This is a genomic window from Bacillus sp. FSL M8-0063, assembly GCF_038005545.1.
Classification (GTDB): domain Bacteria; phylum Bacillota; class Bacilli; order Bacillales; family Bacillaceae_G; genus Bacillus_A; species Bacillus_A wiedmannii.
Genome location: NZ_JBBOTJ010000001.1, coordinates 3,998,890 through 4,024,120 on the forward strand (window position 1 = coordinate 3,998,890; position 25,231 = coordinate 4,024,120).

The following is a 25,231-nucleotide window of genomic DNA, read 5'->3' on the forward strand; positions in this document are numbered from 1 at the left end:
TATTGAAGATTAAAAACTACCTGTATTCACGTTTTCTGGACGATCGACAGGTTTTATTAACTTTCCGCCCTTTTCATCTATAAGATTCGCTTTACCATTTACTTCAATAGAAACACTTTTCACGCCTTTCTTTTCTGTTAAAGATAAAACTAACGACTTCAACACGTAATTTGAAACCATATTTTTATCTGGGTTTATAAATATATTTTCATTAAAGTTTAATGTAAGATTTCCATCTTGTAACTTCGGATTCGTAATCAACTTAACTCCTGGATTAAAATCATTCAGAAGCGCTTGATGAATCGGTCCTTTTACAAGTTCATCTATAATTGCTGCATAATCACTTTCTTTCCCTTCTACAACGCGGCGTGTTACTGGCACGTAGTATTGCTGTTTATTATTATTTTGTGCCATAAAATAAAGTGTAACTGGTTTTGTATTTGTTACATCCGCTACTTGTTCATCATCGAAGTTGATACCATTAGCACGGCTCACCCCTTCACCAAGCGGTGTACCACCAACAGGCATCTTCGCCAATTTCTCACCATTTATTTGGAACTGCACTTGTTTTATTTCTTTAAATTGCGTCAACGTCCACGCTATTGACTCAACCATTTGACGCTCTTCTTCTTTTGCATAGTTTTTCATTTCTTTAGAAAAATCAATGACTGCCGTCCCATCTTTTTTCAAATTTAAGGTCATCGATGTATTCGCTGGAATGACTGCACGGAACCCATTCGGTAATAAATTCGTTACCGGTCCATCTTTCACAAGGTACTCTAACGTTTGCTGAATGACCTCATTCGCTTTCGGAGTAGGTATAGCTAACGTTTGCGGTACAACATAACCATTTTTATCAACAAGGTATAGTTCTCTATTCACCGTTTGTCCTTGCTTATCTTTCTTAGCTACTTCTTTCTTTCCACCCTCTGTATACGTAACTTGTTTTGGCGGATCAATTTGTTCCGTTGCTTTCTCCTGATTTATAAAGCCACACCCTGTTAGTAAAACAGCGCTCACAGTAGCACCAACAACCCATTTAAAAGTGGATTTAGGCATGCCATTCCCCCCTAAAATCTAAGTTTGTACTATTATGTATACGAGCTGTTTCATGATTTAGAACTAGCTATACTTCTTATAAAGTGAAACTTTAATCAATGGTGGTCTTACTACCCGGCAAATAGCGGGATAAACAAAAAACTCCCGATTTCTCAGGAGCTCACTTATATGGATTCTACTATTATTCTTTTTCTAAATGAATATGTTTCACATTTTCAATCGGTTGACCGAACCATTTTGATGCAATTTCTGTAAATAGGCCTATTTTTCCTGTCGTTAAGAAGAGATGATCACTTTGTTCCTCTCCCTCATTCAACATTTTACTATGGTATAAAATTGTACTTACTTCGCGCGCTGTTTCATCACCTGAACTAATTAGTTGTACTTTATCTCCCATTACTTTTTTAATAACAGGACCTAAAATTGGATAATGTGTACAACCTAAAATAAGTGTATCAATATCAGTATTTTTCAGCGGTTGCAACGTTTCTCGTACAACTTCATACGCCATTTCACTTTCAAAATTTCCACTCTCTACAAGCTCAACGAAAGGCGGACACGCTAAACTTTCTACCATAACACGGTTATTAATAGACTTTAGCGCTTCTTCGTATGCACCACTTTTCACCGTTCCAATCGTTCCAATAATCCCAACATGATACGTGTTTGTCACTTTTAAAGCTGTACGTGATCCTGGGTGAATAACTCCTACCACTGGAATTGGTAATTGTTTCTGCATCTCTTCTAATACAACCGCAGTTGCTGTATTACACGCAATAACTAACATTTTGATATTTAAATCTAGTAAATGCTCCGTCATTTCCCACGTAAATTGACGCACTTCTTCTCGAGAACGTGGACCATAAGGGCAACGTGCTGTATCCCCTAAATATATAATGCGCTCTTTCGGCAACTGACGAATTAATTCCTTCGCTACTGTTAAACCGCCAACTCCTGAATCGATAACACCGATTGCTCTATTCAACTTCATCACCCGTTTTCTCATTCATCATCTTATTTTATCATTATATTTTACACACTTTAAGTTCGCTCACTTAAACTGCTTCTGTATGAAAATTTTCATTTGTACCTGTATAGACTAGGACTTTTTTATTTTGCTCCTTTTTTTCATAATTTGCAAGACAGAAAAATAACCGACCTTCTATATGAAAGTCGGTTTCTTCTATATAAAGTACATATTTATCGCTCCATCTTTTTTTGGAAAGAAGACATTCCTATTAATAAGAAGAAATGAGCAGAGATTAAAATGACGATTAAAATAAAATTCAAACGATAACTATTTGTAGATTCCATAATTTTGCTTGCTACAGCTGGTCCAAATGCCATACCGAAAAAGTTAATTAAATTATATAAACCAAGACCGACTCCAACTTTAGCTGGATGTAATGTTTTCGGTATAAATGTGTTTACTGATACTTGAATGGCTGAATAACTCATAAACGTTAAAATAATCGCCAACACAATAACGACTATGTTCCCGTTTGGAATAATCCCTAAAATTAAAAAGCCAACGATCATAATGACAGACGCTACATAAATCATATTCACATTTCCAAACGAAGGGACAATCTTTCCAGTAATAAAACTAGATACAATACCAAAAAGTGATGCAACAAACAAAACAATTCCGATAACAAATGGAGACAATCCGTGCTCTCTACCTAACAGCAATGGTAATAATAATAAACTAGCACATAGCGCCACATTCATTATAAATCCGACCGCTATTAAACGAAGAAATGGTTTATTTGTAAACAACTCAATATCAATAAATGGATGCTCCGCGTTCTTCATACGAACCGTGAATAAAAATAAGAAAGCTACCGATAACATAAATAGCCAACTATTAATATTTACACCTAATAAAACAGTCGTAATGAACGCAAATAATAACACCGCTCCAATGTAATCAAAATGAAACGCTCCATCCGTATGCTGCGCCTCTTCTGGCATAAATTTCATAAGCAAGAAAATCCCAACTACTGAAATAACCATAAATAAAAATAAATATGGCCACCCCAATGTATTTGTAATAGCCCCGCCAACTAAAGGACCAACACCTATTGCTAATGCAATAGAAGAACTAATCATCGCTAACGCACCAGGCTTCTTATCAGGAACAACTAATTTTGCCACTGCAATCATACTAAGCGCAATAAACGCCGCGCCCCCACTTGCCTGCACTAATCTTGCAAGAATGGTAATCGCATAAGATTGATTCATAAATCCAATAATAGAACCCGCTACAAATATGATAATTGAAATAATTAATAGTTTTTTTACACTATAACGATCAGCCAACTTCCCGTAGATCATCGAACCAATACCGACAACTAACGAATACCCTACTACAACCCAACTTACTTTCGATTGGCTAATGGATAAATCATTCGCAATATCCTCTAAAGCTACATTAAATAACACCGCATTCATCGGTCCTAATAAAACGATAAAACATAATGTGAAAACAAACCATTTTGAATGGTTACTTATATCTCTCCCCATGTGTAACACCTCTCCTGATTGTAATAATTCTAAATGAAAAATAAAGTTGTTTAGCTCTGCTATCACTATTAAACAACTTCATCAAATGTATACATGTATCGCGCGACAAACTGAATTCGAAACGAAACATGTACGTTGTTCGATATTCATGGAACTATCATAGTTTCAGCATTACACTTTGTCAACGAAAAACATACAAAGTGAACTAATTTAGTGTTTTTAGTTTACTTTGTTCAAAAATTATTATACACTAATTTCGAATCCGATATAAGGAGGACTGACATGGTTATTCAAATTTGCAATTTCTAACTTAATAAAATCAAGTAAATAAAGAATTTTTATATAGAAGAAACATTACAGGAGGATTATGATGAAGAAAAAAATGTTAGTTGTATTAACGAGCGTAGAAAAATATCCAAATTTAAATAGAGCGACTGGGCTTTGGCTCGGTGAAGCTGTCCATTTCGTTAAAAAAGTAGAAGACGCTGGTTACGAAGTAGATTATGTCAGCCCACAAGGCGGCTATACACCGATTGATCCGCATAGTTTAGCAATGGCGGAGAGCGTCGATTGGGAATGGTATCAAAAGAAAGAATTTATGAATCGTCTCGGTTCTACAATGAAACCGAGTGAAGTGAATCCAGCAGACTACGCTGCGATTTATTACGCAGGCGGTCACGGTGTAATTTGGGACTTCCCAGAAAATAAAGAACTTCAAATGATTAGCCGCAACATTTATGAAAATGGCGGAATCGTCTCCTCTGTTTGTCACGGAGCTGCTGGTTTATTTCATATCACATTAAATAATGGGGAACGCTTAATTAGTGGCAAAAAAGTAACAGGATTCTCAAATGAAGAAGAAAAACTAGTTGAATTGGATCAATTCGTTCCATTTTTAACAGAAGATGAACTCATTAAAAATGGAGGGCTTTACGAAAAAGCCGCGCAACCTTGGGAAGCTTACGCTGTAGAAGATAATCGTGTTATAACTGGTCAAAACCCAGCTTCAGGTGGTCCAGTAGCTGAATTAGTATTACAACACATAAAAAATAACATGTAATAAAAAAAGCAGGTTTTCCATTACTATAGGAAAACCTGCTTTTTTACGAAATCATTTGCAAAATAGCAATAACTTCTTTTTCAATTTCTGAATCATCAATTGCTTCTATATACTCTGGTTTAAAAAGTTGGTACTTCTTTAGTTGATAAAAATCAAGTATCGCTTTCTTTAACGTAATATCGTACTGAATACAAAAAGAATGATCTATAATACGTCTTAACATCACATCATCTTGCACCATAAATAATTGTGCGTTCATTTTATTAAAGTAGCCTTGTTCCATACCCGCTTCAAAAAACATTTGCAAATTATGATTACGATTTTGTTGTGCAGCAACTAACCGATCAGATAAGTGCGGATATGCCTCTTTCAAATCTTGTAAAAAGACATCAGAAATATATGTCACACACTTTAAAGAATGGATAAACGTCTTTTGGAAACGTTCTGCAAAAGACATACTTTCATCTTGATTATCCGCATCTCCTTCAAGAAGGTAGTTCATAAAATCTTCTACCACAGCTTCAATAATCTCATCTTTTGAAGAAAAACGTTTATATAAAGTAGCTTTACTAATATCCATATATTTCGCAATTTCATCTATTTTCAATTGGCTAAAACTCGTTTTTCTAATAACGGGCTTTATTTTATTAATATAAGTATTTGCACACGCAACTTTTCTCATTAAAAGAGCCTCCCCTTTTGTCCATACAAAATAGTATAGCAAATTCACGATTAATTATAAATGAAGTCATTATACTTAATGGAGCTTTTTAGTTTAAGGGGTCATTTACACTACAGAAAAAAATGCCCCCTACCTTTATGAGTAGCGAGTACCTTTTCTATAATTTATTGACAGCTCTTCTTATAGCTTTCCCTATTCCCATACTAGACTGCGGGTTTTGCCCTGTAATTAAATGTCCATCCACTACTACATGCGGTGTGAAATTTGGAGCAACATAAAACAAAGCCCCTTCTTCTTTCAATTTACTTTCTAATAAAAACGGCACTCGCTTTTCTAAATGCACAGCTTTTTCCTCATCATTCGTATAACCTGTTATATGCTTACCCGCACTAAAAAACGATCCGTCCTTATTTTTCACACCGACTAAAGAACTTACTCCATGACAAACAGCCGCTACAATCCGATTATTGTTGTACATATTCACAATTAAATTTGCAACATATGGATTACCTGGAAAATCTACAATTGCCCCGTGCCCACCACCAAATAAAACCGCATCATAATCCGAAAAATGAACCGTTGAGATCGGATTCGTATTTTGCAATAAAGAAGCAACATGCTTAAATTCACGAGGTATCCCGTTCGGAATAGACACTCTATCAATAGGTACTTTACCGCCCTTTATCGACACAATATCAACATCGAACTTAGCTTTTTTAAATACATTATAAGGAGCTGCAAGCTCTTCCAACCACAAACCAGTCGGGTGTCCATTCATATCATGAGCGCTTGTTGAAACTAACAATATCCTTTTCAACATATCCCATCCTTACTACCTATTTATGTATGAATCATTCTTATCATTCATATAGAACATGAAACAGGCAGAAAAATAGCCGACTCTTCATATAAAAGCCGGCTTTCTTTTTATAGTTCGAGCTCTCCCATGCGAAGAAGCTCAACAACTGCTTGTGAACGTCCTTTAACTCCTAGCTTTTGCATTGCGTTTGAGATGTGGTTGCGCACTGTTTTTTCACTGATAAAAAGTTCACCTGCAATTTCTTTCGTTGTTTTATCTTGAACCAGTAATTCAAATACTTCTCTCTCTCTCTTTGTGAGTAACGGTTTAGATTGATACGCTTTTTCCTTCAACTGGTATAACCCTCCTTGCTTAAGCCAGAGCCGTGTATGTGTAAGTTGGGTGTTTATTTAGTCAAGATATTGTATGAACGAAATGTGCGGGTGGTGAATGAAAATGGGCTTTATTTCACATGTTATTTTAGACTTTTATACAGTTCGCACACTCTTTGTATCCACTCACTTTTCAGTACGCCATATTTGTTCTAGTAATATACTGAAAACTGTACCTACGAACAAACCATTCCCGAATATATATTGCATAACAGACGGTAAGGATTGGAGTGCTCCAGACGGTAAAAACATAACACCGCTTCCAAATAATACAGCAACTCCTAAAACCGTTACATTCCTTTCGTTCATTGGCACTTGTTTTATATTATGAAATCCAATTCCAATTAACTGTACGAACGAAGCCATTAAAACCGCAGATGCGACAGCGGATGGCAACGATGCTAAGTAACGAATAATACTTGGAAACAGTGACATTACGACTAGTAACATACATGCTAGTAAGAATGATCGTATATACTTTTGTTTCGTTAAACGTATAAATCCCGCCGTCGCTGGTAATGGCACGACACCTACAGTTGAAAATACAGAAGAAATGATATGTGAAATCCCTCCAACCCACGTACCATCCTTCAACTGTTTCTGTTCAATAGTCCCTTTTTGGATAGTAGCTTGATTAATTGCTATAATCGCTGCCACTGTATTTGAAACTAAAATACATACCATAACGAAACTCGATACAGCCATACCTGTATTCCACTTTGGAAGTCCCCAAGCAAGTATTTGCGGAAGTTGCACAAAATGAGTTACTTGAGCTGGAATCGTCACTTTTCCTGCAATGAGAAAAAGAATCCACCCACTAATTAATCCTATTAAAACCGCATAACTTTTGACAAAACCTTTTCCGAAGTTAGATAGTATAATAACGAAAAGAAATATGCTAAACGCAATTATCGCTGTAAATCCATCGATTTGAGAAACAGTAGCAGTAATTCCTAGCATCCCTTTTAGAAATACACCGCTTAATTGTAAACATAATAAAAGTAAAAATGTTCCTGTCACAAGTGGCGTAAATAAAAATAAAATACGTCCGATAAAACCAGTTACTCCTAATCCTATTAAAATAACACCGGAAATTATCATTCCTAATTCTAAAATTTGCAACGTACTATGTAATTGATCTTGTCCGACAGTTGCGTAAGCAAGTACGGTAAATACGCCAACCCAAGATCCAGCTGGGCCATCCGCAATTGGTAGTCTATGTCCAAACCACCCTTGTAAAAAAGAAGATATACCAACTACAAAAAACGTACGCTGCATTAAATAAAATATTTCTTCCGTCGTAAGATGAAATAATCCGCCAACGACAATTGGTAGTGCGATCGAATTCGCTAATAAAAATATAAACCATTGCAAAGTTCCCATAATATGATTTTGGTTATGTTGATTGTCCAAATTTTTCATCCTTTCTAGCTTCCCTATAAGAAATATATTGCAAGCATAACAAAGAAGGGTTCTACACTCACAATTAGAACCCTCCTCTAAACATTCAAACGATTCTTTTACACAAGATTATTTAATTCCACCTCATTTAAACTTCCAACAACAATATTCCCTTTATGCACGACTAAACGTTTCTCTGTTTGACGCGCTACCGCTTCAGCAGTACATGTTGCATTCGTCAAAACAAAACTCGCTTCATCTCCTACATTCGGCCATGCTCGCTTCCCTTCATTGTTTAACGTTTCTTTTCCTCCCGTAATAAAGCGAAGGGCTTTTCCTAAAGACCTTTCGTCACTCCAGCCAAAACGTTCCGCTAATCGATTTGCCTTTTGCAGCATATCACCTGTGCCAAACGGTGACCAATGATCAGTAATACTATCATTTCCTAATGAAACTTTCACACCTTTTTTATCTAATAACGGAATTGGGATTACTTGTTTCCCAATTGGCACCGTTGAAGTAATATCAATGTTTAAAGCAGCTAGTCTTTCCGCCACTTCTTCAACTTCTTTATCCGTAACACCACCAAGTCCAAGCGCATGACTAATTGTTACGCGACCTTGCCATCCCGCTTCTTCTGTTAAACTTGCCAATCGCTTCATCGTAAACGTCCCAAGATTATTCGCATCATGCAGATGAATATCAACATCCGCATTAAATTCTACTGCGATATCCATAATGGTATGTAATGATTTTTCAATATCATTATCCACTGTAGCTGGATCCACTCCACCGACTAGGTGCGCACCCATACGCATCGCATCTTTCACAAGTTGCACAGAATTGCTGCGCAATAATCCATGTTGCGGAAAAGCAACAATTCTACCAGAAACCTGATTTTTATATGTTTCCAACGCCGCTAACGTCGCCTCCAAATTACCAAGTCCAATAATCGGATCAACATTACAATGCGTTCTTATATTCGTTGCACCATTTCGAAGCAATAACGCTAACATATTTTCTGCCCTATCTTGAGCAGTTGCTAATTGCTTCGGCAAAATTTTTTCTTCTTCATGAAAACGTGTGAAAATATTCTCTGCTGGCATACATGCTTTCCAAGGGCCACTATAATACGTCTTATCAATATGAATATGCATCTCTTCGAAAGCAGGCAAAATCAATAAACGATTAGCATCAAGAATTAGTACCTCTTCCTCTTGAACAGCCCCCGCTATCATTTTTTTAATTCGTCCGTCTTCAATGAGTAAACTACATAACTCTGTTTCTGTTCGGGAAATTCTTCCCTCTTCATATGTATACCCCGATTCAAGCATTACATTAGTCAACCAATATACTGTCATCTCTATTTCCCCCACCCTTTATTAAAAGTTACCTTATATCCCTTACTATAATTGTAATATCAACTGAAAATTAAGACAATTAATACGACTGTTCCCTAAAAAAAATGTCATACAACCTCATAGTGTTCTCATAAATTTCCATATAGAATAGAAGTATATAGTTTGCTATAAAGTAAAACTTTGATTAGTGGGGGTTTTGTTCATCCCCCACTGATCATTAGTTGAACCAATCGGGCTTTAACGGGCAGTTAAAGCGGGATAAAAAGGAGTGGATTGGAAGATGTCAAAAAGATTATGTAAATCCGAAACTGATAAAATGCTATTTGGTATATGCGGTGGTTTAGGGGAATATTTTGATATTAGCTCTACTCTCATTCGCATACTTTGGGTCATTGCTATTTTATGTTTTGGGACGGGGTTTTTAGTTTATTTTATTTGTTTATTACTTATGCCACGCTCTTACTAATAACATTTTTTCATATATTTGAGCATAGCGTACAAAAAATCCCCCTATAGATTTTTCTATAGGGAATTTTTTCATGAAGAATATTTCATCGTTAAATGTAATACTGCTACTTCATCTTCTTCATTTCTATAACTATGTTTCTTATTCGCTTCAAATTGAATAGAGTCAAACTCATTTAATTCGTATACATCGCTTTCTACTTGAATCCATACTTTCCCTTTCATTACCGTTACAAGCTCAATAGCACCTTCATGATGAGCTTCTGGTTCATATATACTATTCGACCTTAAACAAGCACGGTGCATTTCCATCCCCGTTTCTTTCGTATAACGGAACATCGTTTCTAAGTGCCATGCTTGTCCTACATCTACTGCAAATCCTTCTCCACAGCGCGCCACAGCTACAGGTTCTCCAACAACCATCAATCTCGATAAAGGAATCGATAACCCTTTCGTTATTTTCCAAATGACAGCTAACGTTGGATTCGTTTCGCCTCTTTCAATCTTTCCTAATGTTAATTTACTAACTCCTGTTTTTTGAGCTAATTCTTCTAAACTTAATTTTTGTTCATTTCGAATTTGTCTTAACAGCTGACCTACTTGCTGAATGACTTCTTTCGTTTGCATATCTTCATATTCTTTCATCTATAAAACCACCTTAAAGTATAAAATAGTTTACTTTTATTATTTTTAAGTATATTATACTATACATAATCATCAAATCCCGAAAGGAGTGCTATACTTCATGCGCGCAATTTTATTAGGCCTTTTATCATCAGCCTTTTTTTCCGCAACCTTTATTATTAATCGAGCGATGAATGTATCTGGAACGAGCTGGGCCTGGACAGCTTCCTTCCGTTTTTTATTTGCTCTCCCTATTTTATTCCTTATCGTTTTATTTCGCAAAAACTTAAGAGGTTTATGGGAAGAATTAAAGAAACATCCATTAGCGTGGATTGGATGGGGGTCTGTTGCTGGTATTGGTTTCTATTCTTTATTAAGTTTCGCAGCTGTCTTTTCTCCAGCTTGGCTCGTTGCTGGAACTTGGCAAGTTACTATATTAGCAGGGCTACTTTTATCACCGTTATTCTTCGTTAAAATAGAAACGAAATCAGGCACAAAACTTGTACGCGGAAAAATTCCACTTCGTAGTTTATATGTCGCATTATTTATTTTACTTGGTGTAATTTGTATGCAAGCAACTGCAGCAGGTCATATTACAATGACTCAGTTCATTTCAGGTTTTTTACCTGTCGTAGTAGCAGCCTTCTTATATCCATTCGGCAACCGAAAAATGATGGAACTTGTTGGTGGACGTCTTGATACGTTCCAACGTGTATTAGGAATGGCAATAGGAAGTCTACCTATAACAATTTTACTTGGTATATACGGATTTTCTACTACTGGTATTCCAACATCCAGCCAAATGTTGCAAGGATTTTTATTAGCATTATGTTCTGGTGTAATTGCAACGATGACATTTTTCTTTGCTACTGACTTAGCCAAAGATAACTTCGCTCTACTTGGAGCTGTTGAAGCAACGCAAGCTGGAACGATGGTCTTTACCGTGCTTGGCGAAATTGTTTTCTTGAATGGTTCATTTCCTGGTGGTCTTTCCCTACTTGGAATGATTATTATTATGTTAGGAATGGTTGCAAATAGCGTTTTAAACCGTTCTGCTCCAGTCGTTAAGCAGAAAAAAACTGCATAAAAAAGAGTATAGTTCTCTAACAAAGAACTATACTCTTTTTTTATTGTCCTCCTATTTCGCCTTATCAGAATAGTATTTCATTAGCTGTTTATACTAAAACCTATGTTATAATACGTTTCATGCGCAATATTAGGAGGTAAATTATGTTAAAAAAAGCAATCGCTGAATTTATTGGTACATTTGTACTTGTATTATTCGGAACTGGAGTAGCTGTCATTGGCGGCGGAATTGAAGGAATTGGAACATTAGGAATCGCTATGGCTTTCGGTCTATCTATTGTGGCTATGGCATATAGCATCGGGACAATTTCTGGATGTCACATTAACCCAGCAGTATCAGTAGCAATGTTCATCAACAAAAGAATGAACGCTATGGAACTTTGTTATTATGTATTAGCTCAAATTTTAGGTGGTTTATTAGGAACTGCAACGTTAGTAACGATTTTACGCTCTGCTAAAACACCTTTAGATAATTTAGGACAAAATGGTTTTGGAACTCTTGGTTTATCTGGAGCATTTCTAGTTGAATTTATTTTAACTTTCGTATTCATTTTAGTTATCGTTGCTGTAACAGGTAAAAAAGGAAGTTCTTCTCTAGCAGGATTAGTAATTGGTTTCACATTAGTTTTAGTTCACTTATTAGGTATTCCGTTAACTGGAACTTCTGTTAACCCAGCTCGTAGTATCGCACCAGCTTTATTCGCTGGCGGAGAAGCACTTTCTCAACTATGGGTATTCATCGTTGCACCAATTCTTGGTGGTATCGTAGCAGCTATTGTTGGTAAATTTATTTTAAATACTGAAAAATAGAATTTTCAATATTTCTGACTAAAAAAAGGCGAGCCCTCATTATGAGGTTGCTCGCTTTTTTACTCTTTCATTTTAGACTTTAAGTTTGTAACTAATTGATCTACTGTTACATTTGCAAGTACGTTTTCCATCGCTTCTTGCGCTTGCATTAAAATAATTTCTAATACTGATTGAATATTAGCTCCTACTGGACATTCAATGTTGGGATTTTCATGGAAGGAAAATAGTTGCCCTTCTTCTACAACTTCCACTGCTTTATATACATCAAGTAATGTAATTTCTTCTAAATCACGAGCAAGTGTCGTACCACCTTTACCAGCTTGTACATCAACAAGTCCTGCTCTCTTCAACATTCCTGTAATGCGACGAATCACAACTGGATTTGTATTCACACTACCAGCAATCCATTCAGAGGTACAGCGAGAGTTTCGATCTATCGCAAGTAATGTCAGCATATGAACACCTACTGTAAACCGACTACTAATCCCCATCTGCACACCCTCCTTTGTATTCATTCTATTAAAAGACGACTCTTATTATTATATACTATTTTTAATTTATACATAAAGAAAAAGCATGATTTCAATAGGAAATCATACTTTTCTCTCATTATTGACGCTTTATAAATTTCGCTAAATCTTTAAATTTCACTTTATCTGAGTAATTCATTACGCCGTTTACGTAAATGCGGCTTGCAAGCATATTGATGATAACGATAGTCACCAATAAAATTACTAACGTCACACCAATTTCTACAGCCCCAGCTTCACCAGCTACAAGTCTTGAAAATGTAACCATAGGTGTAAAGAATGGAATATATGAACTAACTACAGCTAATGTACTATTAGGATCAAATAATGATTTAATACTAATGAAAAATGCTGCTATCCCTAACATTGTAATTGGGAACGAAAGAGACTGTACATCCTCAATTTTTGATACAACAGCACCAACCGCTGCATATAACATCGCATATAGTAAGTAACCCGTTACAAAATATACAACGAACATACTAATTACTACCGCATCCAATTTAGAAAAGTCTAGTGTAAGTCCTATTAAAGATGCGTTTTCTAAATCTACCCAACCTAATAAATATGGTACAAGAAAACCGAAGGAAGCAATAACTAGTAATAGTAAAGCACTAGAAACAATTGCTAAAATTTTGGCATGTAGCATTGTTAATGGTTTTACTTTCGGAAGCATTAACTCCATAACACGAGATGATTTTTCAGATGCTATCGTCGTTCCAATTGCAGTTCCAAACACAATAATAAACATATATAAGGCAAACGAGAAAACATAACCAATTCCAAAGGAAGATGCATGATCCTTTACTGCCTCTTGCTTTAACGGAATTTCCATCTGTAACTGTTTGGCTACTTCTGCAGATACATTATTTTTTTCAATCATTACCGCTGTATACTGTTCCTTTAAATAACTTGCCATAAGTGTAGCTGTTGATTGGCTCGGAAAACCACTATACATATACGTCACTTCTGGAATACCATTCTTTTCTGTAATACGGAATAAGCCATCTAAATCCCCATCTTCCACTTGCTTACGTAGCTCATTAAATTTATCCTTATTTTCTACAGTTACTTTAGCAGACGGAAGTAACTTTGTTATATCACTTTCTTGTACTTTATAAGTATCGCTTTCAGTTACTACCGCAAATTTATCTTTTCCTTTATCGTTATCAGCAGTGAAATGATTAAATGCGAAAAGTCCAAACACAACTAAAAATAAAATCGCACTCGTAATTAATGATTTTTTAGATAAAAACGCTTCCCTAAAATAAAATGAAAATACGTGAGAAAATTTACGCATCGTTATTTCGCCCTCTCTACAAAGATTTCGTTTAACGTCGGCTCTAACATTTTAAATTGTCGTAAGGTAACACCTTGTTCTTGCAATTGTTGTAAAATCTTTAGAGCTTCTGCATCATCTTGTACTTGCACATAAAGAAGGCCTTGTTGTTTTTCATACGATACATGAATAGCTTCTAATCCCTTCGCATTCTCTTCTGTATCTTCAATCGTTAAATTGCGGAAACCGTATTCTTTTTTAATATCACTTAACTGGCCTTTTACGACTGCTTCGCCTTTTTTCAAAATACATACATGTTGGCAAAAAGCCTCTACTTGTTCCATACGATGACTGGATAAAATAATTGTCTTTCCGCTCTGTACTTGTTCTTCAATAATGCTAGCTAACATTCCAGCATTAACTGGATCCAGTCCACTAAATGGTTCATCTAAAATGAGAAGTTCAGGATTATGAAGAAGAGCAGCAATTAATTGGATTTTTTGCTGATTTCCTTTTGAAAGCTCTCCTGCCGTTTTAAATTTATATTCTGGTATCGCTAATCGCTCTAACCAGTGATCAATAGCAAGATCTACTTCTTTTTTCGTCATTCCTTCTAATCTACCAAAATATCGCAACTGGTCTATTACTCTACTTTTTGTATATAAACCTCTTTCTTCTGGTAAATAACCAATTGTTACCCCACTAGTCCCAAATGATTTTCCATCCCATGTAATAGAGCCTTCATTAGGCGTTAATAATCCGAGAAGCATTTTGATTGTCGTTGTTTTCCCTGCACCATTTCGTCCAAGTAATCCTAGTACTTCACCTTTTGGTAACGAAATTTGCAAACCGTTCACTGCTTTTGATTCCCCAAATAGTTTCGTTAAGTTTTGAATTTGTAAACTCAAAGTATAAAGCCTCCCCTTTAATATCATTCATACTCTCTTTCAAAGACTATGTTTATTCAGGATAAAATATAGCACTACACTTCATCCTCTTAGTATGTAACATCTCCTTAATCCATCATTTGTTCTATTTAGTTAAAATTGTAAATAATATCATTTCGTTTGTCAATTATAATTGTCATTAAGACAATAAAAGTTGTCAAAATGATTTCCATCATTTTTCTCATCTTTCTAATATAGGACATACTACTATATATACAAAAGACAATATGCAAATGTTCATAAAAAATTTTTATATTTTAATATATAATATAAGATGATTTTCTAACATCAAGGAGGATACATATGAAGATGAAGAGGGGTATTACCACTTTATTATCTGTAGCAGTTCTATCTACATCGCTTGTAGCATGTTCAGGAACACCAGAGAAAACAGTGGCAAAAGAAGAAAAAGTAAAATTAACAGAACAGCAATTAATGGCTGATTTATGGTATCAAACAGCCGGTGAAACGAAAGCACTTTACTACCAAGGGTACAATATCGGTCAATTGAAGCTTGATGCAGCTCTTGCAAAAGGGACAGAGAAAAAGCCTGCTATCGTACTTGATTTAGACGAAACTGTTTTAGACAACAGCCCTCATCAAGCAATGAGCGTAAAAACAGGAAAAGGCTATCCTTACAAATGGGATGATTGGATTAATAAGGCTGAAGCTGAAGCCCTTCCAGGCGCAATTGATTTCTTAAAATATACGGAATCTAAAGGTGTAGATATTTACTACATCTCAAATCGTAAAACGAACCAACTAGATGCAACAATTAAAAATCTTGAGCGTGTAGGTGCTCCTCAAGCAACGAAAGAACATATATTACTACAAGATCCGAAAGAAAAAGGAAAAGAAAAACGCCGTGAACTCGTTTCTCAAACACATGATATCGTCTTATTCTTCGGTGATAACTTATCTGATTTCACAGGTTTTGATGGGAAATCTGTAAAAGATCGCAATCAAACAGTTGCAGATTCAAAAGCACAATTTGGTGAGAAATTTATTATTTTCCCTAATCCAATGTACGGTGATTGGGAAGGCGCTTTATATGATTATGATTTCAAAAAGTCAGATGCAGAAAAAGATAAAGTCCGTCGCGACAACTTAAAATCATTTGAAGAAAAATAAAAGAGGATGGCATTCGCCATCCTCTTTTATTTTTCTTTCTCTGTTAAAGGCAAGATAAATACTTCCACACGTCTATTCTTAGCCTTTCCTTCTTGTGTATCGTTTGGAGCAATCGAACGGTATTCTCCGTAACCAATCGCACTAAATTTTTCTGGTTGTAATTCTTTATTTTGCAGTAATACTTGCATAAAATTAACTGCCCGCTGCGTACTTAATTCCCAGTTCGACGCAAACTGCGCATTGGCAATAGGGACATTATCCGTATGACCCGATACTGTAATTTCACGAGGTGACGCTGAAACAAGTAAGCTAGACATCTCTTTTGCAATCCCTAAAGATTCTAATTTCACATCTGCTTTCCCCGAATCAAACAGTATATTCTCTAATATTGTCACCATTAATCCCTTTTCAGTTAATTTAGTTTGAAAAGAAGAGGATAATTGTTTTTCATTAATATATTGATCAATCTTTTTTTGTAATGCTTTCAATTCATCCATCTCTTTTTTTTCTTTCGCTCTAGCTTCTTCTTGTTTTTTTGCTTGTTCTGCCTCAAGGCTACTTGCTGATAATTCTTTTTCATCATTTGGCTTTTGATCACTTAAAAATTCTTTGTTACCTGTTCCACCGGCTAATTCACTTCGAAAAGCAACTGCCATCTGTTTAAACTTCGCAGCATCTATACTACTCATTGCGAATAAAACGATGAACAATGCAAATAACAACGTTAACATATCTGAATATGGAATTAACCAAGTTTCGTCGATATGCTCATCATGTTTTTTCTTTTTGCCTCTTCTATTTTTCTTACTCCGCATTTTTTTCTGCTCCTTGTTCTAGCTTTTTACGCTCAGTTGCAGAAAGTGAACCTAAAATGCGGTTCTTCATAATAAACGGATATGTACCTTCTTGTAACATTAATAAACAATCAATGATTAAACGTTTTTTCTCGATTTCAGCTGCAGATTTTTGTTTTAACTTATTTGCAAATGGATGCCATAATACATAACCTGAAAAAATACCAAAAATCGTTGCAATAAACGCACCTGAAATAGCATGTCCTAACTTTTCAATATCAGTTAAATTACCAAGCGCAGCTACAAGACCAATAACAGCACCTAAAACTCCTAATGTCGGTGCATATGTACCAGCTTGAGAAAAAATTGCTGCTCCTTTTGCATGCCTTTCTTCAATTGCTTCTAATTCAGCTTCTAAAATTTGTTCTAAATCTTCTGCGGATACGCCATCAATCACAAATTTCATACCACGTAAAAGAAATTCATCTTGAATTTTGTCTAATTGTTGCTCTAAAGACAAAATACCGTATTTTCTACTTTCTGATGTCCAATGAACAAATAATTCTAGCAACTGTTCATAACTTAAATCCTTTTTATTTGAACCAAAAAGAACTTTAAATAATTTTGGAACCCTTTTTAGTTGATTCATCGGAAATGCTATACATACTGCAGCAAATGTACCGATAAAAATAATTAATGCTGCGGCAGGATTCAATAAGGATGTTACGTCAGCGCCCTTGACGACCATCCCTACTACTACCGCTACAAATCCTAAAATAAGCCCAATAATTGTTGCAAAATCCATTCCCATTCACTCCTAGTCTATACAAGAAGTTCTTCATTCTCGATAATCGCTACATCTTCTTATGTATATATATTACATAAAAAATTCATTTCATGAAAGATAAGAAATGAATTAAATAAAAAAATACTACATTTTTACACATTTTCTGACATTTTCTTTGCATTTCTATTACGTTATGACTCTTATATTTCTTTTTCAACAAACTAGACTTATAATAAAAACGATACATATTTTATTAAGAAAGGACTGTGATTACAAGGTATCATGAAAAAAATAATCATTATTTCTGCCGCTACTATTGTAATCGGTATCACATCTTTCGCTTATTTCGGTTCTAAATCGCCACTACAAAATGAGGCGAAAGCTGTCGAAAATCAAAAACATAGTAACCATCAAAAAGAAGAGATTCCTGCTTTTCCTAAAGCTGATCATAATGCAAAGAAACTAGACAATAATTTTTTCGTTGTAACAAATCCAGAATCTAATCTTATATTAGTTAATAAACATCGTAAATTACCAGACGGATACACGCCTGAAGACTTAACAAGACCAAATGTACCATTTACTAGTCCAAAAGATAAAGAAAAAACGCTACTGCGTAAAGATGCTGCAGATGCGCTTGAAAATATGTTTGAAGCGGCAAAGAAAGAAGGACTTGAACTTACAGCTGTATCTGGTTATCGTTCATACAAACGCCAAAAATCATTACATGATACGTACGTTAGACGTCAAGGAAAAGCTGAAGCTGATTCAGTAAGTGCCATTCCTGGTACGAGTGAACATCAAACTGGTTTAGCAATGGATATTAGTTCAAAATCTGCTAAATTCCAATTAGAGCCTATTTTTGGAGAGACAGCCGAAGGAAAATGGGTTGCAAAACATGCCCATGAATTTGGCTTTGTCATTCGTTATTTAGAAGATAAAACAGAAACAACAGAATATTCATATGAACCGTGGCATTTGCGCTACGTTGGTAATCCATACGCTACATACATATATAAACATCATTTAACATTAGAAGAAGCAATGAAAGACAAAAAATAAGAGAGCAAATTGCTCTCTTATTTTTCTTTTACTCTATTATTGTAGTAATTTTTTCTTCCACTCTTCAGGCCACGGTTCACCTCTTCCCGTTTTTTTCGATGCTTGAACCATCATTCCACGACCGACTAAACAAGCTTCTCCTTCTGCATTCTTCACCATATAATGCAAATCTAAAGAAGAATTCCCAACCGATCCCGCTTTTACATATACCTTCAACTGTTCATCAAAATATATTTGCTTAATAAAATTACATTGTAAATCTGCAACAACGATCATCGTTTCTGAAGATTCATGCGTCCATTCTTGCATAAATCCAAGTTCTTTAAACAATGCGATACGTGCTTCTTCAAAATAAGTAAAGGCAACGACATTATTTACATGCCCAAACATATCTACTTCACCAAAACGAACTTTTACAGGATTGTAAAATGAAAAACCACTTTCCCATTGCTCAAAGTCTTCAATATAAGAAATCCTCTTCATTATTCCCTCTCCTTTTCGCCCTTAAAATAAACAGAATAAACAGAAAAATAAAGTTATAAATATTGCCTCTTCAACATGAAGAGGCAATATTTATTAATAGTTATTGTCGCTACCAAAGAAATCTTTAAACGATTGAATTGTTGTATCACGGTTTAATGCCGCAATTGAAGTTGTTAATGGAATACCCTTTGGACATGATTGCACACAGTTTTGAGAGTTACCACAGTTTGCAAGTCCTCCATCTCCCATAATTGCACGTAAGCGATCTGCTTTATGCATTTCACCCGTCGGATGTGAGTTGAATAAACGAGCTTGTGATAACGGTGCTGGTCCAATAAAGTCAGATTTACTATTTACGTTTGGACATGATTCTAAGCAAACACCACATGTCATACATTTTGAAAGCTCATAAGCCCATTGACGTTTCTTCTCAGGCATTCTTGGTCCTGGTCCTAAGTCATACGTTCCATCAATTGGAATCCAAGCTTTAACGCGTTTTAGAGCGTTAAACATGCGACTACGGTCAACTTGTAAGTCACGTACAACTGGGAATGTCTTCATCGGCTTTAAGCGAATTGGTTGTTCTAACTGATCAATAAGAGCTGTACATGATTGACGTGGTTTTCCGTTAATCACCATCGAACATGCGCCACATACTTCCTCTAAACAGTTCATATCCCATGCAATCGGAGTCGTCTGGTTTCCTTTTGAATCAACAGGATTACGACGAATTTCCATCAGTGCCGAAATAATGTTCATATTTGGACGATATGGGATTTCAAACTCTTGGTCAAACTCTTGTGCATCTGGTCCATCTTGTCTCGTAATGATGAGGCGGATTGTTTTCTCAGACATGTTGCTTATCCCCCTTCTCTTCACCCTTAGCAGCTACATCATGTTTTGAGGAATAGTCACGTTTACGTGGTTTAATTAATGAAACATCCACTTCTTCGTAATGGAATGCTGGTGCTTTTCCTTCTCCCTCAAATTTCGCCATCGTAGTTTTTAAGAAGTTTGCATCATCACGATTTGGGAATTCAGGTTTGTAATGCGCCCCGCGGCTCTCATTACGGTTATACGCTCCAATTGTAATAACACGCGCTAACTCAAACATATTTGCAAGTTGGCGTGTAAATGAAGCACCTTGGTTACTCCATCTCGCTGTATCGTTAATGTTAATGCGTTTGTAACGCGCCATTAACTCTTCAATTTTCGCATCAGTTTCTAGTAGCTTTTTATTTTCACGAACTACTGTAACGTTATCTGTCATCCATTCTCCAAGCTCTTTATGAAGAACATATGCATTTTCGTTACCATCAAGCGTTAAAATATTGTTAAATTTCTCTGTTTCGATTAATTCATTTTGCTCATATACAGTAGATGAAACAGCATCAGACGATTTAGAAAGACCTTTCATATACTCAATCGCGTTCGGTCCTGCTACCATACCACCGTAAATTGCTGATAATAGTGAATTCGCACCTAGACGGTTACCACCGTGCATAGAATAATCACACTCACCTGCTGCAAATAAACCTGGAATACTTGTCATCTGCTTATAATCAACCCATAGTCCGCCCATTGAATAGTGAACTGCTGGGAAGATTTTCATTGGTAGTTTACGAGGATCATCACCTGTAAACTTCTCATAGATTTCAATAATTCCACCAAGTTTAATATCTAGTTCTTTCGGATCTTTATGAGAAAGATCTAAGTACACCATGTTTTCACCGTTAATACCTAGTTTTTGCTCTACGCAAACGTCAAAAATTTCACGCGTTGCAATATCACGAGGTACAAGGTTTCCGTAAGCCGGATATTTTTCTTCTAGGAAGTACCATGGTTTACCATCTTTATATGTCCAAACACGGCCACCTTCACCACGTGCAGATTCACTCATAAGACGTAGTTTATCGTCTCCAGGAATTGCCGTTGGATGAATTTGAATGAACTCGCCGTTTGCATAATATGCGCCTTGTTGATATACAGCAGAAGCTGCTGTACCTGTATTAATAATAGAGTTAGTTGATTTTCCAAAGATGATACCAGGGCCCCCTGTTGCCATAATCACGGCATCAGCTTGGAAACTTTTAATCTCCATTGTTTGTAAGTCTTGTGCAACGATTCCTCGGCACACACCTTCGTCATCAACAACAGCTCGTAAGAAATCCCAACCTTCATATTTCGTTACAAGTCCTGCTACTTCGTGACGACGTACTTGCTCATCTAATGCGTATAGTAATTGCTGTCCAGTTGTTGCACCAGCAAATGCTGTACGGTGATGTTGTGTTCCACCAAAACGACGGAAATCAAGAAGTCCTTCTTCCGTACGGTTGAACATAACACCCATACGGTCCATTAAATGAATGATACCAGGTGCTGCTTCACACATTGCTTTAACTGGCGGTTGGTTCGCTAAGAAGTCCCCACCATAAATTGTATCGTCAAAGTGGATCCATGGAGAATCCCCTTCACCTTTCGTATTTACGGCACCGTTAATTCCACCTTGGGCACATACAGAATGTGAACGTTTTACTGGTACTAAAGAAAATAGTTCAACATTTACTCCTGCTTCTGCCGCTTTAATCGTTGCCATTAAGCCGGCCAAGCCACCGCCGACTACTATAAGTTTCCCTTTCATGCTCTCCCACTCCTTACTGGTTTGCTAGCTGTGGATCGATGAACGCTAATAATGCACTCACACCTACATAAGATAGACCTAAGAAAATAGCTAATGTTACATAAGTAGAGATTCTTTGTGAACGTGGAGATACTGTAATTCCCCAGCTTATGCAGAATGTCCATAGTCCATTTGCAAAGTGGAAAATCGTTGAAACAACACCAACTAAGTAGAATGCAAACATAGCTGGATTGTTTAAAATATCTGCCATCATATCATAGTTTACCTCTTTACCTAACAATGCTTGAATACGAGTTTCCCAGACGTGCCAAGAAATGAAGATCAGCGTAACGATACCTGAAATTCGTTGGAAGACGAACATCCAGTTACGGAAATAACCGTAAGATACCGCATTGTTCTTAGCTGTAAATGCAATATATAAGCCATATATAGCATGGTACAGTATAGGTAAAAAGATGATGAAAATTTCTAGCGCATACCGGAATGGAAGGAGCTCCATAAAGCCTGCAGCTTTGTTAAAAGCCTCTGCTCCTCTTGTTGCAAAGTTGTTTACAATTAGATGTTGCGTCAAAAAGACACCAACCGGGATGACCCCCATTAATGAGTGCCACTTACGAAACGTATACTCGCGGCCTTTCATGTCCCCATTACCCCCTTGAATGTTTGACTGCTGTTTTCAGATTAATTTACAACAATAATGTTTTTTCACTATTGGCATAAGAAAAACTGAAAAAATTATTCGAAATATTTCAGCATAATTTGATAACAAGTTCATTTTACCCCTATTTTTGTCGAAGCGTCAAGAAAACGTATACATAATTTGCATATAATTTGCCAATTCTTTTTCCCTTCTTATATATTCAGATTTCCCCAAAGAAAAATCTGTTTTTATAAATGAAAAATGTTATATAATAATCCCTATAGAAAGAGGGGAATATTGTGAGTAAAAATACAATCGATACAACATCTTTAGAAGATGTTTCATTGAACGCCTTCGCTTATGAATTGCTACGTGAAGAATTACTACCTGATTTAATCGGTAACGATTTAGATGGTATTTTATACTGGTCTGGTAGAAACCTTGCAAGAAAATATCCACTAGAAACAATTGAAGAAGTCATTCAGTTCTTTGAAAAAGCTGGCTGGGGCACTTTAAGCATTATTGAACATAAGCGTCGTGAAATGCAGTTCCAACTTAAAAGCACACTCATCGCTGAACGTCAAAAACAAAACAGACATTCTTCTTATCAATTAGAAGCTGGATTCATCGCTGAACAAATTCAAAAGCAACGAAACGTCGTTGCAGAGTCCTATGAAGAAAAGAAAAAGCGTTCAGACTCTATTACATTTCTTGTGAAATGGGATATAAAAGATCTCATTGAAGTGTAGCATTACCTACAGTCAACTAGACATATAAGTTTAGTTGACTTTTTTGTATTTTCATTCAGTTAGATTTATTTTAAATCTTCAGAAATTATACCAAAAAACAGAAGACGTTGTAAACTACAACGTCTTCTTATCTGTTAAATACGTATAAATTGTTTCCGCGACATTTTTCGGCATACCTGCTTCGACAAATTCAGCTAAAGAAGCTTCTTTCATCTTCTTTAATGAACCAAAATGTTTTAACAATACCTTTTTCCGTTTATCACCGATTCCTGGAATATCATCCAGTGCTGATTGAATAACAGATTTCCCGTGTAATTGGCGATGAAATGTAATCGCAAATCGATGCACTTCATCTTGAATGCGCTGCAATAAATAAAATTCTTGGCTATTTCGCTCAAGCATCACAGGTTCAGGTGGATCTCCAATAATTAAATGGGAGGTTTTATGTTTGTCATCTTTTACAAGCCCTGCCATCGGAATATATAAACCGAGTTCATTTTCTAGAATATCACTTGCAGCCGCCAGATGACCTTTTCCGCCATCAATAATGATTAAATCTGGTAAAGGCAAGCTCTCTTTCAGTGCCCTTGTATAACGGCGTCTCACAACTTCTCTCATAGACTCATAATCATCTGGTCCTTGAACCGTTTTAATTTTATATTTCCTATATTCTTTCTTAGCTGGTTTCCCATCGATAAAAGCAATCATTGCAGAAACAGGATTTGTCCCTTGAATATTCGAGTTATCAAACGCCTCAATACGATAAGGTGTTTCAATCCCGAGCTGCTTCCCTAAATGATCTACCGCTTTAATCGTTCGCTCTTCATCACGTTCAATTAAGTAGAATTTCTCTTCAAGAGCAATCTTCGCATTTTTATTTGCTAATTCTACAAGATCTTTTTTCTTACCACGTTTCGGCTGTGTCGCTTCAACTTCTAAAAAGCGCTCTACTAATTCTGAGTCTATACTTCCTGGAACGACAATTTCCTTCGGCTTAAAATGACTGCTGTTCTCATAAAATTGACCGATAAATGTTAAAAATCCCTCTTCTGGTTCATCGTAGATTGGAAACATAGAAACATCACGTTCAATTAGCTTTCCTTTTCGAACGAAGAAAACTTGAACACACATCCATCCTTTATCAACTGCATACCCGAATACATCACGATCCACTAAGTCACTCATAATCATCTTTTGTTTTTCCATAATCGCATCAATATGCGCAATTTGATCCCGCAACTCTTTTGCGCGTTCAAATTCTAGTTTCTCTGAAGCTTCATACATCTTTGTTTCTAATTCTGAACGAACTTCTTTATGCCCACCATTTAAAAACTTAATAATTTCATCTACAATTTCTTTGTTTTGTTCTTCCGTCACTTCTTTCACACAAGGTGCTAAACATTGACCCATATGATAATATAAACAAACTTTATCGGGCATATTTGAGCACTTACGAAGCGGATACATACGATCTAGCAGTTTTTTCGTTTCATGAGCTGATTGTGCATTCGGATAGGGGCCAAAATACTTTCCCTTATCCTTTTTTACATTTCGCGTAATAAGTAATCGCGGCTGTTTCTCAGCTGTAATTTTAATAAAAGGATATGTTTTATCATCTTTTAATTGAATATTATATTTTGGATCATGTTTTTTTATTAAGTTTAACTCTAAAATGAGAGCCTCTAGATTTGAGGAGGTTACAATATATTCAAAATCTACAATTTCTCCTACAAGCCGCAGTGTTTTTCCATCATGCGAACCAGTAAAGTACGAGCGCACACGATTTTTAAGCACTTTTGCCTTTCCGACATATATAACCGTTCCTTGCTTATCTTTCATTAAATAACAACCAGGTTGATCTGGTAAAATAGCCAATTTTTCTTTTAAATGTTCGTGCACTCGTTACCCTCCATTTCTACATGC

Annotated in this window: 26 protein-coding genes; 7 read left to right on the forward strand and 19 right to left on the reverse strand. The window is 35.9% G+C overall.

The features are described 5' to 3' along the window. Positions 1 to 9 precede the first annotated feature (9 nt). The 3 genes from gerM to MKX31_RS20375 form a co-directional block, all read right to left on the reverse strand. Positions 10 to 1,059, reverse strand: coding sequence for a spore germination protein GerM (gene gerM / locus MKX31_RS20365; protein ID WP_064474674.1), 1,050 nt, complete (start codon positions 1,057 to 1,059; stop codon positions 10 to 12). A gap of 181 nt (positions 1,060 to 1,240) precedes the next feature. Beyond that, positions 1,241 to 2,050: a glutamate racemase gene (racE, locus tag MKX31_RS20370; protein ID WP_340981460.1), complete on the reverse strand. Its 810-nt coding sequence runs from the start codon at positions 2,048 to 2,050 to the stop codon at positions 1,241 to 1,243. A gap of 209 nt (positions 2,051 to 2,259) precedes the next feature. Continuing rightward, entirely contained in the window at positions 2,260 to 3,585 is a 1,326-nt protein-coding gene (locus tag MKX31_RS20375) for an MFS transporter (RefSeq protein ID WP_064474672.1), read from the reverse strand. 370 nt (positions 3,586 to 3,955) lie between these two features. Between MKX31_RS20375 and MKX31_RS20380 the strand changes: the two genes are divergently transcribed. Next, positions 3,956 to 4,645, forward strand: a complete 690-nt coding sequence (locus MKX31_RS20380) for a type 1 glutamine amidotransferase domain-containing protein (RefSeq protein WP_098111518.1) — start codon at positions 3,956 to 3,958, stop codon at positions 4,643 to 4,645. 43 nt (positions 4,646 to 4,688) lie between these two features. Here the strand turns inward: MKX31_RS20380 and MKX31_RS20385 are convergent, their stop codons facing one another. From MKX31_RS20385 to MKX31_RS20405, 5 genes are all read right to left on the reverse strand, one after another. Beyond that, on the reverse strand, positions 4,689 to 5,327 hold the full coding sequence (locus MKX31_RS20385; protein ID WP_001233026.1) for a TetR/AcrR family transcriptional regulator: 639 nt from the start codon (positions 5,325 to 5,327) through the stop codon (positions 4,689 to 4,691). 157 nt (positions 5,328 to 5,484) lie between these two features. Continuing rightward, positions 5,485 to 6,147, reverse strand: a complete 663-nt coding sequence (locus MKX31_RS20390; protein ID WP_103655591.1) for a type 1 glutamine amidotransferase domain-containing protein — start codon at positions 6,145 to 6,147, stop codon at positions 5,485 to 5,487. 107 nt (positions 6,148 to 6,254) lie between these two features. Continuing rightward, entirely contained in the window at positions 6,255 to 6,479 is a 225-nt protein-coding gene (gerE, locus tag MKX31_RS20395; protein WP_000659484.1) for a spore germination transcription factor GerE, read from the reverse strand. Between the two features lie 165 nt (positions 6,480 to 6,644). Beyond that, positions 6,645 to 7,940: a purine/pyrimidine permease gene (locus tag MKX31_RS20400; RefSeq protein WP_098111484.1), complete on the reverse strand. Its 1,296-nt coding sequence runs from the start codon at positions 7,938 to 7,940 to the stop codon at positions 6,645 to 6,647. A gap of 98 nt (positions 7,941 to 8,038) precedes the next feature. After that, the gene (locus MKX31_RS20405) at positions 8,039 to 9,280 is read right to left on the reverse strand and encodes an amidohydrolase family protein (protein WP_098101645.1); all 1,242 of its coding nucleotides are present in this window, start codon (positions 9,278 to 9,280) and stop codon (positions 8,039 to 8,041) included. A 280-nt stretch (positions 9,281 to 9,560) separates the two neighbouring features. Between MKX31_RS20405 and MKX31_RS20410 the strand changes: the two genes are divergently transcribed. Next, positions 9,561 to 9,746, forward strand: coding sequence for a PspC domain-containing protein (locus MKX31_RS20410; protein ID WP_000044335.1), 186 nt, complete (start codon positions 9,561 to 9,563; stop codon positions 9,744 to 9,746). Positions 9,747 to 9,817: 71 nt separating this feature from the next. On the opposite strand, the gene MKX31_RS20415 is transcribed toward MKX31_RS20410, so the two are convergent. Further along, positions 9,818 to 10,390 carry a helix-turn-helix domain-containing protein gene (locus MKX31_RS20415; RefSeq protein WP_064474666.1) on the reverse strand — a complete coding sequence of 191 codons (573 nt, stop codon included), beginning with the start codon at positions 10,388 to 10,390 and terminating at the stop codon, positions 9,818 to 9,820. 100 nt (positions 10,391 to 10,490) lie between these two features. Here MKX31_RS20415 and MKX31_RS20420 point away from each other — a divergent pair, with 100 nt between their 5' ends. Together MKX31_RS20420 and MKX31_RS20425 are read left to right on the forward strand one after the other, a co-directional pair. Further along, positions 10,491 to 11,456, forward strand: a complete 966-nt coding sequence (locus MKX31_RS20420; protein WP_064474665.1) for a DMT family transporter — start codon at positions 10,491 to 10,493, stop codon at positions 11,454 to 11,456. A 143-nt stretch (positions 11,457 to 11,599) separates the two neighbouring features. Then, positions 11,600 to 12,265 carry an MIP/aquaporin family protein gene (locus tag MKX31_RS20425; protein WP_000913204.1) on the forward strand — a complete coding sequence of 222 codons (666 nt, stop codon included), beginning with the start codon at positions 11,600 to 11,602 and terminating at the stop codon, positions 12,263 to 12,265. 59 nt (positions 12,266 to 12,324) lie between these two features. Here the strand turns inward: MKX31_RS20425 and MKX31_RS20430 are convergent, their stop codons facing one another. The 3 genes from MKX31_RS20430 to MKX31_RS20440 all read right to left on the reverse strand — a co-directional run bounded on the left by MKX31_RS20430 (position 12,325) and on the right by MKX31_RS20440 (position 14,982). Then, positions 12,325 to 12,756, reverse strand: a complete 432-nt coding sequence (locus MKX31_RS20430) for an Rrf2 family transcriptional regulator (protein ID WP_000512998.1) — start codon at positions 12,754 to 12,756, stop codon at positions 12,325 to 12,327. 118 nt (positions 12,757 to 12,874) lie between these two features. Continuing rightward, positions 12,875 to 14,095, reverse strand: coding sequence for an ABC transporter permease (locus tag MKX31_RS20435; protein ID WP_064474664.1), 1,221 nt, complete (start codon positions 14,093 to 14,095; stop codon positions 12,875 to 12,877). 2 nt (positions 14,096 to 14,097) lie between these two features. Continuing rightward, positions 14,098 to 14,982: an ABC transporter ATP-binding protein gene (locus tag MKX31_RS20440; protein WP_142289405.1), complete on the reverse strand. Its 885-nt coding sequence runs from the start codon at positions 14,980 to 14,982 to the stop codon at positions 14,098 to 14,100. Between the two features lie 342 nt (positions 14,983 to 15,324). Between MKX31_RS20440 and MKX31_RS20445 the strand changes: the two genes are divergently transcribed. Next, positions 15,325 to 16,152 carry a 5'-nucleotidase, lipoprotein e(P4) family gene (locus MKX31_RS20445; RefSeq protein ID WP_088048047.1) on the forward strand — a complete coding sequence of 276 codons (828 nt, stop codon included), beginning with the start codon at positions 15,325 to 15,327 and terminating at the stop codon, positions 16,150 to 16,152. A 26-nt stretch (positions 16,153 to 16,178) separates the two neighbouring features. On the opposite strand, the gene motB is transcribed toward MKX31_RS20445, so the two are convergent. Further along, positions 16,179 to 16,967 carry a flagellar motor protein MotB gene (gene motB / locus MKX31_RS20450; RefSeq protein WP_064474661.1) on the reverse strand — a complete coding sequence of 263 codons (789 nt, stop codon included), beginning with the start codon at positions 16,965 to 16,967 and terminating at the stop codon, positions 16,179 to 16,181. Next, entirely contained in the window at positions 16,957 to 17,751 is a 795-nt protein-coding gene (gene motA / locus MKX31_RS20455) for a flagellar motor stator protein MotA (RefSeq protein ID WP_064474660.1), read from the reverse strand. Before motA ends, motB begins: the two co-directional genes overlap by 11 nt. 264 nt (positions 17,752 to 18,015) lie before the next feature. On the opposite strand from motA, the gene MKX31_RS20460 reads away from it, so the two are divergent. Beyond that, positions 18,016 to 18,795: a M15 family metallopeptidase gene (locus MKX31_RS20460; RefSeq protein ID WP_340981461.1), complete on the forward strand. Its 780-nt coding sequence runs from the start codon at positions 18,016 to 18,018 to the stop codon at positions 18,793 to 18,795. A gap of 36 nt (positions 18,796 to 18,831) precedes the next feature. Here the strand turns inward: MKX31_RS20460 and MKX31_RS20465 are convergent, their stop codons facing one another. The 4 genes from MKX31_RS20465 to sdhC all read right to left on the reverse strand — a co-directional run bounded on the left by MKX31_RS20465 (position 18,832) and on the right by sdhC (position 22,559). Then, complete coding sequence (locus MKX31_RS20465; RefSeq protein ID WP_064474658.1) at positions 18,832 to 19,278, reverse strand: acyl-CoA thioesterase; 447 nt, start codon at positions 19,276 to 19,278, stop codon at positions 18,832 to 18,834. Between the two features lie 93 nt (positions 19,279 to 19,371). Beyond that, positions 19,372 to 20,133, reverse strand: a complete 762-nt coding sequence (sdhB, locus tag MKX31_RS20470; RefSeq protein ID WP_001291830.1) for a succinate dehydrogenase iron-sulfur subunit — start codon at positions 20,131 to 20,133, stop codon at positions 19,372 to 19,374. Next, positions 20,126 to 21,919, reverse strand: a complete 1,794-nt coding sequence (sdhA, locus tag MKX31_RS20475; RefSeq protein WP_061677094.1) for a succinate dehydrogenase flavoprotein subunit — start codon at positions 21,917 to 21,919, stop codon at positions 20,126 to 20,128. The genes sdhB and sdhA overlap by 8 nt, the downstream gene beginning before the upstream one ends. A gap of 13 nt (positions 21,920 to 21,932) precedes the next feature. After that, a complete protein-coding gene (gene sdhC, locus MKX31_RS20480) occupies positions 21,933 to 22,559 on the reverse strand; it encodes a succinate dehydrogenase cytochrome B558 (RefSeq protein ID WP_000678353.1) in 627 nt (208 codons plus the stop codon). A 299-nt stretch (positions 22,560 to 22,858) separates the two neighbouring features. Between sdhC and MKX31_RS20485 the strand changes: the two genes are divergently transcribed. Beyond that, positions 22,859 to 23,308: a YslB family protein gene (locus tag MKX31_RS20485; RefSeq protein ID WP_064474657.1), complete on the forward strand. Its 450-nt coding sequence runs from the start codon at positions 22,859 to 22,861 to the stop codon at positions 23,306 to 23,308. A 114-nt stretch (positions 23,309 to 23,422) separates the two neighbouring features. Here the strand turns inward: MKX31_RS20485 and uvrC are convergent, their stop codons facing one another. Then, positions 23,423 to 25,207 (reverse strand): excinuclease ABC subunit C, encoded by a 1,785-nt coding sequence (gene uvrC, locus MKX31_RS20490; protein ID WP_064474656.1) that lies wholly within the window; start codon positions 25,205 to 25,207, stop codon positions 23,423 to 23,425. Positions 25,208 to 25,231 lie beyond the last annotated feature (24 nt).

Excerpts from the sequence above, each read along its gene's own strand:
- gerM (WP_064474674.1), bottom strand. The coding sequence starts at position 1,059 with ATGCCTAAATCCACTTTTAAATGGGTTGTTGGTGCTACTGTGAGCGCT.
- racE (WP_340981460.1), bottom strand. The coding sequence starts at position 2,050 with ATGAAGTTGAATAGAGCAATCGGTGTTATCGATTCAGGAGTTGGCGGT.
- MKX31_RS20375 (WP_064474672.1), bottom strand. The coding sequence starts at position 3,585 with ATGGGGAGAGATATAAGTAACCATTCAAAATGGTTTGTTTTCACATTA.
- MKX31_RS20380 (WP_098111518.1), top strand. The coding sequence starts at position 3,956 with ATGAAGAAAAAAATGTTAGTTGTATTAACGAGCGTAGAAAAATATCCA.
- MKX31_RS20385 (WP_001233026.1), bottom strand. The coding sequence starts at position 5,327 with ATGAGAAAAGTTGCGTGTGCAAATACTTATATTAATAAAATAAAGCCC.
- MKX31_RS20390 (WP_103655591.1), bottom strand. The coding sequence starts at position 6,147 with ATGTTGAAAAGGATATTGTTAGTTTCAACAAGCGCTCATGATATGAAT.
- MKX31_RS20400 (WP_098111484.1), bottom strand. The coding sequence starts at position 7,940 with ATGAAAAATTTGGACAATCAACATAACCAAAATCATATTATGGGAACT.
- MKX31_RS20405 (WP_098101645.1), bottom strand. The coding sequence starts at position 9,280 with ATGACAGTATATTGGTTGACTAATGTAATGCTTGAATCGGGGTATACA.
- MKX31_RS20410 (WP_000044335.1), top strand. The coding sequence starts at position 9,561 with ATGTCAAAAAGATTATGTAAATCCGAAACTGATAAAATGCTATTTGGT.
- MKX31_RS20415 (WP_064474666.1), bottom strand. The coding sequence starts at position 10,390 with ATGAAAGAATATGAAGATATGCAAACGAAAGAAGTCATTCAGCAAGTA.
- MKX31_RS20420 (WP_064474665.1), top strand. The coding sequence starts at position 10,491 with ATGCGCGCAATTTTATTAGGCCTTTTATCATCAGCCTTTTTTTCCGCA.
- MKX31_RS20425 (WP_000913204.1), top strand. The coding sequence starts at position 11,600 with ATGTTAAAAAAAGCAATCGCTGAATTTATTGGTACATTTGTACTTGTA.
- MKX31_RS20430 (WP_000512998.1), bottom strand. The coding sequence starts at position 12,756 with ATGGGGATTAGTAGTCGGTTTACAGTAGGTGTTCATATGCTGACATTA.
- MKX31_RS20435 (WP_064474664.1), bottom strand. The coding sequence starts at position 14,095 with ATGCGTAAATTTTCTCACGTATTTTCATTTTATTTTAGGGAAGCGTTT.
- MKX31_RS20445 (WP_088048047.1), top strand. The coding sequence starts at position 15,325 with ATGAAGATGAAGAGGGGTATTACCACTTTATTATCTGTAGCAGTTCTA.
- motB (WP_064474661.1), bottom strand. The coding sequence starts at position 16,967 with ATGCGGAGTAAGAAAAATAGAAGAGGCAAAAAGAAAAAACATGATGAG.
- motA (WP_064474660.1), bottom strand. The coding sequence starts at position 17,751 with ATGGATTTTGCAACAATTATTGGGCTTATTTTAGGATTTGTAGCGGTA.
- MKX31_RS20460 (WP_340981461.1), top strand. The coding sequence starts at position 18,016 with ATGAAAAAAATAATCATTATTTCTGCCGCTACTATTGTAATCGGTATC.
- MKX31_RS20465 (WP_064474658.1), bottom strand. The coding sequence starts at position 19,278 with ATGAAGAGGATTTCTTATATTGAAGACTTTGAGCAATGGGAAAGTGGT.
- sdhB (WP_001291830.1), bottom strand. The coding sequence starts at position 20,133 with ATGTCTGAGAAAACAATCCGCCTCATCATTACGAGACAAGATGGACCA.
- sdhA (WP_061677094.1), bottom strand. The coding sequence starts at position 21,919 with ATGAAAGGGAAACTTATAGTAGTCGGCGGTGGCTTGGCCGGCTTAATG.
- sdhC (WP_000678353.1), bottom strand. The coding sequence starts at position 22,559 with ATGAAAGGCCGCGAGTATACGTTTCGTAAGTGGCACTCATTAATGGGG.